The following is a 14,111-nucleotide window of genomic DNA, read 5'->3' as shown; positions in this document are numbered from 1 at the left end:
ACAGCCGCTGATGTCTGGTTTTTATCTTTGTAAGCTGTCACCGGGAAACAGAAGGTCTGGTATGAAAAAAGTGGTGGTTATATCCTGTTTGCTATTTTCATCTGCGTCTTTTGCAGTCAGCTTTGATTGCAGTAAAGCACAGAGTAAAACAGAAAAACTGGTGTGCGATAGTCCGTCATTATCTCAGGCAGATGATGAATTATATGCAGATTACCTGCAGGCAAAAAAAATCACCGGAAACAGTGATGAGTTTAGAAAAATTGTCAGAGAAAACCGGAAACTGAGATTACAGAATTGTGATACAGAAGCATGCCAGCTGGAATGGTATAAAAAATCATCTGTGCTGTTCCGGAATATTGCTGACAGTAAAAATCCGGCGTCAGCGCAGATATGCTACGAGGACGGGCAGCAGGTGACATTAACCGGTACACTGAAACGTGTTGTATTTCCGGGGCCGCCAAATTATGAAAGCGTGGAAGAGGGCGATGAACCGGAGCCGTATTGGGTTCTTTTTACCAAAGCACCTTTGACCTGTATAAAAGACAGTCCGGACTGGGGCAGTAATGACCAGTTTCAGTTGATAGTAAGAGGCGATTTTTACAGCAAAAATCAGCATTATCTTAATCAGCAGGTCTCTGTTACCGGCGAAATGTTTTATGCCGAAACCGGGCATCACCATACACCGGTACTAATTGATGTGACGGCAATAAAAGGCGTGAAGGTTATTTCACCGTCAGATAACCACTAATTCTGTGTTTCACTGATAGTTGCTCCGGATATTCACAAGGCTAATCTCCCTGTTATTTCCGGAGCAGATTAACATCATCCATAAAAATACTGTATATTTATCCAGTTTCCTCTCGGGCGGGCTTTTTCTGTCAGTGTCCCGGCGACCTGAGCGGGCACTGAAGAGTAGCTGATACCGGGAAATAAATACGGATACTATACAGGTGAATATTATGAGCAGAGACATTCAGACGATACTGTTGCACTGGGGCGGTTGGGCAGCGGGTGGTCACTGTGCGGGCATGGGCTGGGCCCGTGTTTCATCCGGATTCCGGGAACTTGCTCAGAACAGCAGTAAACAGAGACCCTCATGCAGCGATGAGGATGGCCGGGTTATCGACCGTTGTGTATCTATGCTGGGTACGGCCGGTCTGGAACGTGAGCGCGACTATATTACGGATTATTACGTGAAAGGGATGAGCAAGCGGGCGATCGGGCGTAAATATAAAGTCCGCGAGGATGAAATCCGTAAACAGGTACAGAGTGCGGAAAGTTTTATTTTTGGTTGTCTGGAAACACTGGCAGTGCAACTGGATATGGATAGTTTATATAAAGCCTATCCTGATGTCCGGAGCACATTGGTGCGGCCGCAAACGGCATGCTAATCTGTAAAAAATAACGAATTACATATTGAAAGGCATTCAGATTCTGAGTGCCTTTTTGTCGTTATGGCGGGATGTTTTTCCGCAGTCCGGAGCACATTAGTGCGGCCGCAAACAGCATGCTAATCTGTAAAAAATGACGAATTGCATCTTACGGTGAAGGATATGCCGCGCAAAAGTCGTCGCCGGTTTCTTTCAGTTCAGTCAGTTCATAAGCCATGACGTCTTTGTTATCTTTAACGGTATGATAGCGGGATTTGAGTTTTACTATCAATGAATCCGGAACAACATCATTGTCATCAGGATCACGCTTTGCACAATAAAAATAAAACATCGCTTTTTGCAGCACAGAAACCGGTAATACATCGTAATGGCCGGATAAATACTGAATAACATACTCACGGTGTTTATCTGATGACAGCAGTAAATATTCCATACATTGGGATTTAAAATAATCATTACTGATTACCGGCGATTCCATTATTTTTTTCCGGAATTCACAGGATAAATCAGGGTCACGTACAGAAAGCGCATCCAGATAAAAACCCGCTTCTTCTGCACCCTCGTCTTCACAATCCCAGTTGAAATATAACGGGTTGATATAACCTTGTTTCAGGTACAGCGCTAAACCATCAGCCAATTCCTGTGTTGATTTACTGTTGTAATCGTTATCCATGATGCCGGTTCCGGTTTTATGGTATATGGCGGATACCATTAATATACGGTTTCCTGACGGAAATTAAATCATTATTTATCTGTCATTATATCACTGCACCGAAATATGGTGTGTTCAGCCCTGCCTGTGAGCAGGGCTTTTTTATGGCCGGACAGGAGGCAGAGAGTATTCACAGGCACTGAGGTAAGAATGAATGATAAAGACATTGAATTAATTATTTATAACCAGCTGGTTACTGAGCTGAAAAATCACGGTATTACCACGGGCGTTAAGGCGGGTTTCTTTCCGGAAAATCATATCTCCGGAGAGGATTTTATTGCCTTTTATCCTGTTGGTGAGACACCGGCAGGATGGCAGAAACGCAGTTATGCCGTCCGCGGGCAGAATGCCAATCATACCGAAAGCCAGATAACTGAAAAAAAATACCGGGTTCAGGGGTTTATTACTGAATCTCAGACACATACCGCCGGTGATATTGTGGCCGCAGTCAGGATGATTGTGAATTCACTGCCCTTTACCGGTGTGCTGAATAAACAGGGAGTCGGCGTTCAGCGCGCCGGTGCTATCCGGGTGCCGTATCTGGCTGATGACCAGGGGCATTACAGACAGGCACCTTCTTTTGATTTCAATGTGACGTTTACCCGTACACTCCGCCCGGAGACCGGCGTTGTTTCAGCGCTGTTCCCGGATATTTACTGCATATAAGGTTTTACTATGCCAATTAAACAAACACGTTATGTCGATATCGCCTCTGCGGTCATCGGCGCTTCTGCTGTGCCTGAGCGTAAGCTGACCGCACGGTTATTCTCTGCTGATCCGAAAATTCCGGCCGGTCATGTCCTTGAGTTTGCGCCGGGTCAGGTTGATGAACTGCTGGGGGCGGATTCACCGGAAGCTCAGTTTGCCCGTCAGTATTTCAGTTATGTCAGTCCGGCACCGGTCAGTAAACCGAAAGAACTGCAGATTGCCGCATACGCGCCGGTCGGACGCACACCGGCACTGTTCGGTATCAAAGCGGCCGCGCTGGCTGATCTGACTGCCGTCACCGACGGCACACTGTCCGTAACCATCGGTCAGACCACCAAAAACTATAAGGATCTGGATTTAGCGGCGGCCAAATCCTATGCCGATATTGCCTCACTGATCCAGGCAAAACTGAATGCTGAGAGTGAGCCGCAGTTCGCGGGCAGTTATCTCACTTTTAATGCACAAAAGAATGCGTTCGAACTGAACGGCGGTGTACAGGAGCATGTCTCCGCCGGTGTGGCGTATTCCGTTCTCGCGGATGCCATGGGACTTTCTTCCGGGCTGTCATCAGAAGGGCATCCGGCGCAGACACCACTGGAAGCTTTTATGGTGGCAGAGCAGGTATCTGACTCATTCGGCAGTGCGACGTTCCTCACTGAATTACCGGCGGAGCAGGCTGTGCCGCTGGCGCAGTATGTCGCCGGTGAGAATGTGAAATATCAGCTGCATCTCAGTGTGTCTGCCGACAATGCAGAGGAATTAAATTCCGCGCTGGCAGGAACGGCATCTGTTGGTCTGAACCTGAAAACGGACAATGGTTACTTTATCCAGGCGCTGCCGATGGCAGTGATGGCAGCGACCGATTATGACCGGACGAATGCTGCGACAAACTACATGTTCCGTCAGCTGGGTGTGACCTTCCCGGCACAGGTGACCAAAGACGCGGATGCGGATCGCTTCGACAAGCTGCGCGTGAACTATTACGGCGAAACGGCGGTGGCCGGCTCGCAAATCCGTTTTTATCAGCGCGGCTTCCTGTGCGGCGGAGCATCTGATCCGCTGGATATGAGTGTTCACGCCAACGAGCAGTGGCTGAAAGCGTATATCGCACAGCAGTGGTTCAGCCTTCTGTTGGCCACCCGCGGTGTTCCGGCCAACAAAGACGGTGAGGCACAGGCGCTGATGGTGATTGCCGGTGCAGTTACCAAAGCGCTGGATAACGGCACTATTCTGGCCGGTAAGAACCTGACAGAAGTACAGAAAATCGCAGTGGCAGATGCCTCCGGTGATGATCTGGCCTGGCACGATGTGCAGGACAAAGGTTACTGGTATGACGCGAAAATCACCGAAAACACCGGCAAAAACGGTCTGCCGGAGTATGTCATGAAATACGTGCTGATTTACGGCAAAGGCGACTGGGTCCGTAAAGTCGAAGGCTCACATAACTTAGTGTAAGTAAGGAAGAAAAATATGATTGAAGTATCAGCAACCGGTCTCGCGCTGGTGGTGAAAGCCAGCAAAACCTTTCCGTCAGGTATTCTTATCACCGCCTTTGCGGATGATGCGGATCCGCTGGATCTCCCGCCGACCGAGATTGTTAAAACAGGCGTCGATATCAACGGTAACCTGCTGAGCTGGTCAGCACCGGCACCGCAGACGGTCACAATTAACGTGCCGGCGGGCAGTGAGGAAGATCAGAACCTGGCTATCCTGCTGGACGCCAATACGGCGAAAAGAGGCCGCCGCGCCGCTGGGGATAATATCACGATGGTTGCCTCTTACGGCAACGGTTCGACCACCACCGCACGTAACGGCCGTATCACCAACGGCAGCCGCGGAAGCTCTGTCGCCGGTGCGGGCCGTCTGAAATCCAAACAGTACACATTTGTATTCCAGGATTTTGATTTTACACGTAATCGTTAATTCTGAGCGGGCGAAAGCCCGCTTTTTTTACGGGAAAGAAATATGCTGATCAAACCTAAAGAAGTGGCGGTAAAAGATGCCGATGGTGTTGAGAAAACATTCATTATCAGCCGTCTTCCGGCAATTACCGGGCGGGAAATTCTCGCCAAATATCCGCTGTCCAATGCGCCGAAAATCGGTGACTACGAAGTCAGTAAAGATGCCATGCTGAAAATGATGGCCTATGTGTGTGTGCCGGTCAGTGGTGAAGAGATCCCGCTGAAGACACAGGCTCTGATTGATAACCATGTGCCGGACGGGGAATCGCTGATCCGCCTTGAGCTGGAAATGCTGAAGTACAACACCAGTTTTTTCGGCAAAGGCGGGAGCCGGGGTTTCCTCCCCTCCCTGCTCAGCAGGGCAGGCAGTTCACTCCCGTCGGTTATAAAAACGCTGATAGCTTCTTTGCAGTCATCATCAGCGAAAAACTCGCCACCCTCAGCGAACTCAAAACCTCAGTAGATCTGGAGGAGGCACTGGATCTGTGGGAAATCGCCATTACCAACAGATATAACGAAGCGCTGGCCGCTTTAAAGGATAGATAATGTCTCTGACGGAAACCTTTGTTCAGTTAATTGAATCTGATATCAGTCAGACAAACGGCGCACTTGATAATCTCCGGCGTTCCACGGATGACATCGTTGACGATATAAAACAGGCGCAGCAAAACACGCTGACGTTCGGCAGCCTGCTGAAAGAGATGTGGCCGTGGCAGGAGCAGGTAAGCGGCGGACAGTATATTGAGTTTGAGAGTAACGCCGGGGAAGTGACAAAACAGACCGGTGAAATGAGTACGAAACTGAGTGCCATTGTGACCTCGCTGGTACAGTTTACCGGCGGGGAATCTGACGCTGTATTTAAGGCGCTGAAGCAGAATTATGATGACCTGCAGAACAGCATCTCTGAAACCCGGCGCACCGGCGAGGCGGCAGCGGCGGCAGAAACAGGTGCCCAGAAAAAAGTACAGAGCGCTCTCCGTGATTCGGATGCCGCCTGGCAAAGTGCATTTGATAACGTTGCGGCACTGGCGGAAAAATCCCTTAATTTCGCCGGTATTTCAACGACAATCACCGGACTTATCAGTGATGCGACAGCCCGCGCCGCTGAAATTGAATCCATTGATAAACTGGGCAGAGAAATCAATATCACCACGCAGGATGTGGATGCGTTTTCCGGCTCGGTTGCTGCTCTCGGCGGAACACGCAGTGCCGCACAGGCCGATTTATCCGCAATGGCAAAAGCATTCGGTTTTGCCGGGGATTTGATGGAAAAGGTGTTACAGACTGCGGATAAAGTGCAGGGCATGTCATTCAGTGAGGCCAAAAAGACACTCGGCGGACTGGGTGTTGAGGATAACGGCACTGTTGAGATGCTGATGAAAGGGCGGGAAGAGTTATCCCGGATGATGGAAACACAGAAAGACTATGGCGGTATCACCCGCGAGAGTATTGAGCAATCCATCAGTTTTAACAATGCCATGCTGAGCCTGGAACAATCCGCCGGTCTCCTGAAAAACAGTCTGATGGGTATGCTGATCCCGGCGCTGGCTCAGGGGCTGGACTGGCTGGAAAAAATCGTTGTTTTTGCGAAAGAAAACAAAAATTTTGTCACCGGCTTTTTTATCGCGGTGGCCGCCGTCGTGACAGGCAAATATGTTCACGCTATGAAACTGGCACAGATCAGTACATGGACCGCCATGCTGCCGGTTATGGCGGTGGTGGCGGGGATCCTTCTGCTGGCGGCGGTTTTTGCGCTGGTGTATGACGACATCATGAATTTCATCGACGGTAACGACTCGATGATCGGACGGATACTCGACAGCTATCCGGGACTGAAAGCGGTCATTCTCACGGTGTGGGAGGCGTTTGTCGTCCTGTTTGACTTCATTATGTCGGTGATTGGCGTTGTGGCGGATATTGTCGTCGCGGCTTACAACACCATGAACACGGCACTCAATGAGTTTATTGACTGGCTGACTGCCAGTATTCAGGGGGTGATGGCCTGGGGCGCTGAATTTGAAGCGGTCTTTGATACCGTGTCAGATGCGGTTGTTGGTATCTTCACATGGCTGTGGGAGCAGATTGAGGAGATCCTCGGCTGGATCAGTAAAGGGATGGATCTGGTCAAAGAGGGCTGGAGTACAGTGAAAGGCTGGGTCGGTATGGGGGATTCGGCAGAGATTGAACAGAACGTTAACCGTACCGTGACCACGAAGGGCAAACTGGAGTACAGCATCCCGGAAACCCCGTCTCTCAGTGAAGAGGAAACACTGAAACTTGCCGGACAAATCACCGGCCATGTCACCACGCTGGCGGCCAACCCGATGGCATCCCTGACCAGCGGAACGATCAGTAATCAGTCTGCGGTCAGCAATGAAAATAATGTCTCTGTCGGTGAGATCCGTATCGTTGCCAAAGACGGTGATCCGCAGACTATTGCGGCGGATATCGTTGAGGTGCTGCGGCAGCACATCGAAAATATGGGACATGAATATAATTCGGGGATGGAGAAATGATAACAGAAGTCAAAATCTTTGATGTGAACTCATTTGCCACGCTGTTTGATTCAGCAAGCCCGGTAAAACTGACAGTCTCTGATACCCATAAAGCCACATCGTTTCAGGTGGAATCCGGTGAAACCCGCAGCGATCATGTCGTGGTTAATGCGGTGACTATCAGTATGGATTTAATGCTCACCGGCGAAACAGAAGATGAGTTTAAGGCAATGCAGCAGGCGTATGACTGTCACAAGCTGGTGTGTATTCAGACCAGGGTGAGAGCCTACGGGCCGATGCTGATCACCTCTTTTACCCATGATGAAAATCCGGAAATGGCTGATGGTCTCAGCCTCTCGCTGACCTTTACCGAGTGGCGGGTGATTGAACCGGAATACGGCGAACTACCGCCGCGCAAGGTGGTGAAGAAAAAGCAGAGCAGCACAGTGAACAGCGGCAAAGTGCAGGCTCAGACGGCGGCACCGCCACCAGCGAAAAAAAGTTCTGTTGCCGTAAAACTTGCCGGCGGGGCTGCCGGTAAACCGGGGGGCAAATGAAAATTATACCACTGAATACCGTGCCGAATCAGCGCCTGCGGGTCACGCTGAGTGAACAGGAATGGGAACTGACAATCAAAATTGCGCACGGAGTGATGTGCTGTGATATCCGCTGCGATGATGAGATTGTCGTGCAGGGAATGCGGATGCTGCCGGAGCAGCCTCTGATCCCGTACCGCTATCTTACGTCAGGCGGCAATTTTACGTTACTGACCGGCGGGGATGAATTGCCCTGGTGGGAACAGTTCGGAAAAACACAGACACTGGTCTGGCGGGGGGATGATGATTGACTTACGCAGGATCCGCTGTGCCATCGAGGTTAACGGCCGTCTGCAATGGTATGAGGGCATGCGCATGCATGCTTCGGGCACGAAATACGCCAATCCGTTACAGAATGACTGTTCATTCAGCATTGATGGCCTGAATACACAAACCCGCAACATGCTGCTGACGGAAACCAGCCCCTTTACGGAGAGCAAAACACCGCACCGGATTATTCTGGAGGCCGGGCGGCGCAGTACCGGTGTATTCCGCATCTTTACCGGCGATATTGTCAGCGCGGAAATCGCGTCACCGCCGGATGTGACACTGACGCTGAAAGCCAAAACCGGCAATGCCGGCACCCGCGATATTGTGACTTCCGGGGGGCAGGCGATGTCAAAAATGAGTGAGATCGCTGCAAAAATCGCAAAAGACTGCCACGTTTCACTGGATTTCCAGGCGACCGATAAAAATGTCGCTAACTGGTATTTTTGCGGTCCCGCGCTGAAGCAGATTGAGCGGCTGCAGGACGCCGGGAATGTGAAAGCCTTTATTGATGACGATGTGCTGTATGTGAAAGACAGGGATAAAGCGCTGTCCGGCAAACTGCGTATTCTGAGTCAGAAAACCGGCATGATCGGGATCCCGAAAGCGACGGAGAAAGGGCTTGAAGTGTCATATCTGATCGACGGTGAATCCTGCCTCGGCGGTATGCTGCGGCTGAACAGCAAATTCAACCCTTCGCTGAACGGGGATTACATCATCGAGCAGCTGAAATTCGATATCGCCTCACATGAGGATGCCTTTTTTTATACGGCAACCTGCAAACGGGCCTGACGACACGGGCAAAACCATGAATAAACCTAATAGTGATATGGCCAGTGACGGTAGTCTGGCCGGGCAGTTTGCGGCTGCGTTCCGCAGTCTGCTGATGAATATTGACGACATGCTGCCGGCCACGGTGGTCAGTTATGACGACACCAGTAACCGGGCTGTGGTGAAACCGCTGGTGATGATGGTGACGACCGCCGGAAAGAAAGTCGGGCGCGGTGCGCTGGCTAATATTCCGGTGTTTCGTTTCGGCGGCGGCGGTTTTTTTATCCGCATGCCGGTAAAACCGGGGGATTTCGGCTGGCTGAAAGCCAATGACCGGGATATCAGCCTTGTTTTCCAGCGCGGCGGACTGGAAGACGAACCCAATACCGCACGTCTGCACACATTCAGTGATGCCATGTTTTTTCCCGATACACTCAAAGGCTGGGTAATCGACGGCAAAAATACGGATGCCCTGGTGGTGCAGTCTGCGGATGGTGCTGTGTGTTTATCGCTGCACGGGGACAAAGCCGTATTGGATACGCCGTTGTTTGAGGTTAATGCACCGGAAACCATTTATGCCGGGAATGTGACCATTAACGGTAATCACGCTGTGAATGGTGACAGTAATGCGGCGGGCGGCACCCTGAAACATAACGGCAAAGACATCGGTTCAACCCACAAACACAGCGGTATTCAGCGCGGACATGAGGATTCAGGAGAACCGCTATGATGACATTTGATGTCAGTGAAAATAATGATCTGTTCACCGGGGGAGACGGTAATCTCGCCATCGCCCGCGATGAACAGGCAGTAAAAAACAGCTGTGCTCAGTATATCAAAGCACTGCGCGGCGAAATGCTGCATAAGCAGGACAAGGGCATTCCGTACCGGAAAACCACGTTCGGACGGCAGGCGGATCTGCCGGTGTTTGAAACCGCATTCCGTGAACGGATAGGAGAGATCCCGCAGGTCACAGAAGTGATTTCATTCACGGCCACGCTGAAGGATAACAATCTGAGCTATACCGCTGTTTTACAAACTGAATACGGGAGTATCAGGTTAAATGGCTGAATATAACTATATTACCTCATCCGGCGTGATTATCCCGGATACTGCTGAGCAGCGCACAGCCGTTGAAAATGAGTTTAAGGCGGTGTTTGGTCAGGATCTGGATGTTTCGCCGGAAACCCCGCAGGGGGTGCTGATCACGATGGAAACAGAGAATCGTGATGCCATTGTGCGTAATAATGCGGAACTGGCAAATCAGATAAACCCGGATCTTGCCGGAGGCGTGTTTCTGGATGCTATCTGGGCCCTGATGGGAGGGGAGCGCCGGGATGCCACCCGCTCGATTCTGACGCAGGTACAGTTCGGCGGTGTGCCGGGTACCATCATTCCGAAAGGATCACTGGCGGAAACACTGGCCGGTGACGCATTTTTTACCACAAAATCGCTGATTATCGGTAAAAACGGGACTGTCAGCGGCGATATGCGTGCAGTTGAAACCGGTCCCGTGGAGTGTCCGGCCGGGCAGCTGATGACGGTGGCCAGCTCTGTTCTCGGGTGGGAAACGGTGACTAACCCAGCCGGTGCGGTTACCGGCCGGATTGCGGAGTCCGACTTACAGTCCCGCCGCCGCCGTAAACTGACGCTGGCAAAAAATACGGTCAGTGTCGGTGAGGCCATGACCTCTGCATTGTATGAGCTGGAGGGTGTCCGCTCTCTGGTATACCGGGAAAATTATACCAATACCCCGATGGCAGCGGACGGTATCACGCTTGTACCGCACAGTGTGTATGTCTGCGTCGAGGCCGGGGAGAGTCAGGAAATTGCTGCCGCACTGCTGCGGACCAAAACCATCGGTGCCGCCTATAACGGCAGTGAGGAGGTTGAGGTGACGGAGCCGGTCAGCGGGCAGGTTTACACGGTAAAATTCGATCGCGCAAAAGAAGTGGTGCTGTTTTGTCGTGTGACAGTCAAAAAAACCGCCCTGGATGCACAAACGCTTATCCCGGCGGCTGTGGAAGCCTGGGCAAACGGCGATACCGGGGGGGATGGCGGGCTGGTGGTCGGGCGGGAAGTTTCACCGTTTGAGATTTCTGCCGGTATTAATGCCGCTGAGCCGCGGTTGTTTATCAACCGTATTGAATTATCCGCAGACGGCACACACTGGTCACCGGATATTTATCCGGTAAAACTGACGGAAGTTGCCAAAATTAACCGCAGTGCGGTTCAGGTGGTGTTTGTATGACAGACTCCATCCAGTCGTTTTCATTTCATTCAGATCTGCTGCGGGCACTGTTATGGCAGTACGAAGAGGCGGAAAACCTGAAAGCGCTGGCCCGCCATAAATCGGACTGGTTTGAGCGGGCGACCGTCAGCTTCTGGCAGAACTGGTACAACGATGTGTTTAATATCGATACCGCCACTGATTTTGGCCTCGGTATCTGGGCGCGGATCCTGGATGTGCCGCTCGGGGTGGATATTCCGCCGCATGATAAAACAAAAATCGGTACCGGTTTTGGTAATAAAAAGGCTAATTTCAGGGCGAATTTCCGGCGTAACAGTGATTACACACTGTCACTGACACAGGAACAAAAACGGCTGATTATCCGTATGCGTTATTTCAATCTGACGCAAAGCCCGACTGTCAGCAATATTAATGAATTCCTTGAACGGTTTTTCGGCAATAAAGACAGCAGGGTATTTGTGCTCGATCCGCTGGATATGACCTATCTGTATTACGTGTTTAATTTTAATCCGGATGAACGCCTGCGCGTTCTGCTGGAGAACTTCGATCTTATGCCGCGCCCGTCCGGTGTCGGCGTCAAATACCGGATTGTGACCAAAAAAGCCTTTGGTCATGGTGAAAACCGGAAAAACTTCCTGAGCAGTAACTTCGGAGCATAAAACGTATGACTAAATTATTTAAAGTCCCCTTTGCAACACAAGGGGACCGCGCTGCTATTCCTGATGAAGTCCGGGCCGACGGCGCGGTTTCCTATACCCAGGGTTACGGGTATGACTACGAGCGGGACCAGGCCACAGATCCGGCTGCCAAAGATATCGAACGTGAGAAGATGAACAGCCTGTTTCACGATATCACGGAAGCAGTCGGCGAAATGCAGTCCTTCGGGGTTCCGGTCTGGCAGGAGGCCGGTAAACCGTATGCTGTCCGCAGTATTGTGTACCACAAAAATAAAACCTGGCAGTCAAAAATTGAAAATAACACCACCGAACCGGTTGCCGGAACGGCATGGGCAGAACTGAAAGCAGATTTGACCGCCGGAGAGGTGGGCGCTTACAGCAAAGGTGAGTCTGATCAGAAATTCCAGCCTGCGGGTAATTATCTGCCGGAAGGTTACAGTTATTCCAAAGCGGAATCTGATACTAATTTCCAACCGAAAGGTAATTATGCCACTAAATCTGAATTGATTAACGGGTTGGCAGGTAAACAACCGGTTGGTGATTATGCAACTAAAACAGAGAGTAACGGAAAACTAGCTAAAGATAAAAATGGTGCGGATATACCGGATAAAAGCGAATTTATCAATAATCTCGGTTTGAGTGAAAAATTTCAGCCGAAGGGAAACTACCAACCGGCGGGGAATTATTATGTTTTTAGTGATATTACAACAATGCCGGAACGCGGTTTCAATGGGGTTTTTTCAGGCGGAGTGAGTGTTAAATATATCAAAGGGTTTTCAATATCATCAGGAAGCGGAGGGTCTGATACAGCGCAGCTATATATTGACCATAAAGCAGGGCTGACAGTTAGATATTTAAATAATAATGGGGCAGTAAATGAGGATAAGATTGTCGGTATTCCTATTGGCGCCACTATTGAATGGCAGTCAGCAGTAGCCATTCCTGACGGGTTTTTAATAAATGATGGTCGCGAGTTTAATGCATCTTTATACCCAATGCTTGCCAAAGTTTTTCCGGATCTGAAACTCCCTGATGACAGAGGACTTTTTAAACGCGCATTAGACAATGGGAGAGGATATGATTCCGGACGAAAACTCGGGAGTTTTCAAAATGATGCAATGCAAAATTTAACCGGGAATTTTGGTAACCCGACAATTGAAGGCGGTGATTTCTCAGAAGGAGTATTCCGGCATTCAGTAAATAAAGGCGGACGTGCTGCTGGTGCCAATGCAAACTCAATTTCGTACTCTTTTGATGCTTCCCGGCAAGTAAGGACAGCTCATGAATTCAGACCGGTAAATAAAGCGGTTATTTATATTACAAGGGTTATTTAAAATGGCAGAATACAATACAAAAATTCAGTACGCAAAATTTGACAAGAATGGCCTGGCAATCACTCCCGGATGGGCGGAGGTTTATTGTTGTCATCCCCTTACAAGAGAATATACCGGCAAAAGCCAGGATGAAGTTCCGTTAGGATTTAGTTTAAAAGCCGATGTTTATTTGGATAAACCAGTAATACCTGCTCCCGGATTTGCAGTTGTTCGCAGTGAAGATGGTAAACATTGGGTGCATACTGAAGATCACAGAGGTAAAACTGGTTATGACAAAATTACGAAAGAAAAAATTCAAATAAGTATGTTTGGTACTTTACCAGAAAATCTGACATTACGTGAACCACTGACACCTTTTGATAAATGGAATGGTGAGGAGTGGGTCACAGATGAGTCCGAAAAATTAAAACATGAAATCACCATAGCGAATAGTCGAAAACAATCCTTGCTGTCTGAAGCAGAACAGATGATTGTTATGCTTGAGAGAAAAATACGCCTGGGGATGGCAACTGCTGAAGATCAGGTTAAGCTGACAAAATGGGAAATTTTTAGTATAGAAGTCACTGATACTGATACATCAGCAGGTATCGCTACAACATGGCCTGTTTTTCCGGATTCGGTGGATTGATAATATCAGAAGCGGCGGTTTAATCTGCCGCTTCTTAATGAAAAGAGTAATTAAGTAGAATGATTAGACTTTTATGTGTCCTATACATGAGAGTAGCCTTATAACATTTTTTAATTTTATATTTAATGCTGTTAGTATTAATACCATGTAAGAATCCTATGGATAAAAGGAGGATCCGGCTTTTCTGAATACATTGAAATAAATGATAACTATTTTCGGAGCACTGATACTTTGAAAATGCATCTTTTCATTATTAAGTAAATACGGGATCATATCCATGAAGAGATTAGACGGTGAACCATGGCAATTTAATCACCTCA

At 49.4% G+C, this 14,111-nt stretch carries 17 protein-coding genes; 16 read left to right on the top strand and 1 reads right to left on the bottom strand.

Annotation, left to right across the window (positions count from 1 at the left end; all coding sequences use genetic code 11):
- Positions 1–61 precede the first annotated feature (61 nt).
- Entirely contained in the window at positions 62–748 is a 687-nt protein-coding gene (locus X965_RS13155; protein ID WP_036418373.1) for a DUF4431 domain-containing protein, read from the top strand.
- 211 nt (positions 749–959) lie between these two features.
- Entirely contained in the window at positions 960–1,391 is a 432-nt protein-coding gene (locus X965_RS13150; RefSeq protein WP_015422659.1) for an antiterminator Q family protein, read from the top strand.
- A 148-nt stretch (positions 1,392–1,539) separates the two neighbouring features.
- On the opposite strand, the gene X965_RS13145 is transcribed toward X965_RS13150, so the two are convergent.
- Entirely contained in the window at positions 1,540–2,064 is a 525-nt protein-coding gene (locus X965_RS13145) for a hypothetical protein (protein ID WP_225310086.1), read from the bottom strand.
- A 189-nt stretch (positions 2,065–2,253) separates the two neighbouring features.
- Between X965_RS13145 and X965_RS13140 the strand changes: the two genes are divergently transcribed.
- The 14 genes from X965_RS13140 to X965_RS13075 all read left to right on the top strand — a co-directional run bounded on the left by X965_RS13140 (position 2,254) and on the right by X965_RS13075 (position 13,791).
- Positions 2,254–2,769, top strand: coding sequence for a hypothetical protein (locus X965_RS13140; RefSeq protein ID WP_004237451.1), 516 nt, complete (start codon positions 2,254–2,256; stop codon positions 2,767–2,769).
- A gap of 9 nt (positions 2,770–2,778) precedes the next feature.
- Positions 2,779–4,266, top strand: a complete 1,488-nt coding sequence (locus X965_RS13135; RefSeq protein ID WP_036414612.1) for a DUF3383 domain-containing protein — start codon at positions 2,779–2,781, stop codon at positions 4,264–4,266.
- 15 nt (positions 4,267–4,281) lie between these two features.
- Entirely contained in the window at positions 4,282–4,734 is a 453-nt protein-coding gene (locus tag X965_RS13130; protein WP_004237449.1) for a hypothetical protein, read from the top strand.
- Positions 4,735–4,776: 42 nt separating this feature from the next.
- On the top strand, positions 4,777–5,235 hold the full coding sequence (locus X965_RS13125) for a hypothetical protein (RefSeq protein ID WP_036418370.1): 459 nt from the start codon (positions 4,777–4,779) through the stop codon (positions 5,233–5,235).
- An 82-nt stretch (positions 5,236–5,317) separates the two neighbouring features.
- The gene (locus X965_RS13120) at positions 5,318–7,288 is read left to right on the top strand and encodes a hypothetical protein (protein ID WP_036418369.1); all 1,971 of its coding nucleotides are present in this window, start codon (positions 5,318–5,320) and stop codon (positions 7,286–7,288) included.
- The gene (locus tag X965_RS13115) at positions 7,285–7,824 is read left to right on the top strand and encodes a phage baseplate protein (protein ID WP_036418368.1); all 540 of its coding nucleotides are present in this window, start codon (positions 7,285–7,287) and stop codon (positions 7,822–7,824) included. Before X965_RS13120 ends, X965_RS13115 begins: the two co-directional genes overlap by 4 nt.
- The gene (locus X965_RS13110) at positions 7,821–8,114 is read left to right on the top strand and encodes a hypothetical protein (RefSeq protein ID WP_036418366.1); all 294 of its coding nucleotides are present in this window, start codon (positions 7,821–7,823) and stop codon (positions 8,112–8,114) included. The genes X965_RS13115 and X965_RS13110 overlap by 4 nt, the downstream gene beginning before the upstream one ends.
- The gene (locus tag X965_RS13105; RefSeq protein ID WP_004237444.1) at positions 8,107–8,922 is read left to right on the top strand and encodes a hypothetical protein; all 816 of its coding nucleotides are present in this window, start codon (positions 8,107–8,109) and stop codon (positions 8,920–8,922) included. The genes X965_RS13110 and X965_RS13105 overlap by 8 nt, the downstream gene beginning before the upstream one ends.
- Positions 8,923–8,938: 16 nt before the next feature.
- Positions 8,939–9,631: a Gp138 family membrane-puncturing spike protein gene (locus X965_RS13100; RefSeq protein ID WP_036418364.1), complete on the top strand. Its 693-nt coding sequence runs from the start codon at positions 8,939–8,941 to the stop codon at positions 9,629–9,631.
- Positions 9,628–9,972, top strand: coding sequence for a hypothetical protein (locus X965_RS13095; protein ID WP_036418361.1), 345 nt, complete (start codon positions 9,628–9,630; stop codon positions 9,970–9,972). Before X965_RS13100 ends, X965_RS13095 begins: the two co-directional genes overlap by 4 nt.
- Positions 9,965–11,152, top strand: a complete 1,188-nt coding sequence (locus tag X965_RS13090; RefSeq protein ID WP_036418360.1) for a baseplate J/gp47 family protein — start codon at positions 9,965–9,967, stop codon at positions 11,150–11,152. Before X965_RS13095 ends, X965_RS13090 begins: the two co-directional genes overlap by 8 nt.
- The gene (locus X965_RS13085; protein ID WP_004239637.1) at positions 11,149–11,811 is read left to right on the top strand and encodes a DUF2612 domain-containing protein; all 663 of its coding nucleotides are present in this window, start codon (positions 11,149–11,151) and stop codon (positions 11,809–11,811) included. The genes X965_RS13090 and X965_RS13085 overlap by 4 nt, the downstream gene beginning before the upstream one ends.
- A 5-nt stretch (positions 11,812–11,816) precedes the next feature.
- On the top strand, positions 11,817–13,163 hold the full coding sequence (locus tag X965_RS19770; RefSeq protein WP_004237434.1) for a phage tail protein: 1,347 nt from the start codon (positions 11,817–11,819) through the stop codon (positions 13,161–13,163).
- Position 13,164: 1 nt separating this feature from the next.
- The gene (locus X965_RS13075) at positions 13,165–13,791 is read left to right on the top strand and encodes a tail fiber assembly protein (RefSeq protein ID WP_004237433.1); all 627 of its coding nucleotides are present in this window, start codon (positions 13,165–13,167) and stop codon (positions 13,789–13,791) included.
- The last annotated feature ends 320 nt before the right edge of the window (positions 13,792–14,111 follow it).

This window comes from Morganella sp. EGD-HP17 (assembly GCF_000512315.2).
GTDB lineage: Bacteria > Pseudomonadota > Gammaproteobacteria > Enterobacterales > Enterobacteriaceae > Morganella > Morganella morganii.
This window is presented reverse-complemented; position numbering and strand designations above follow the sequence as displayed.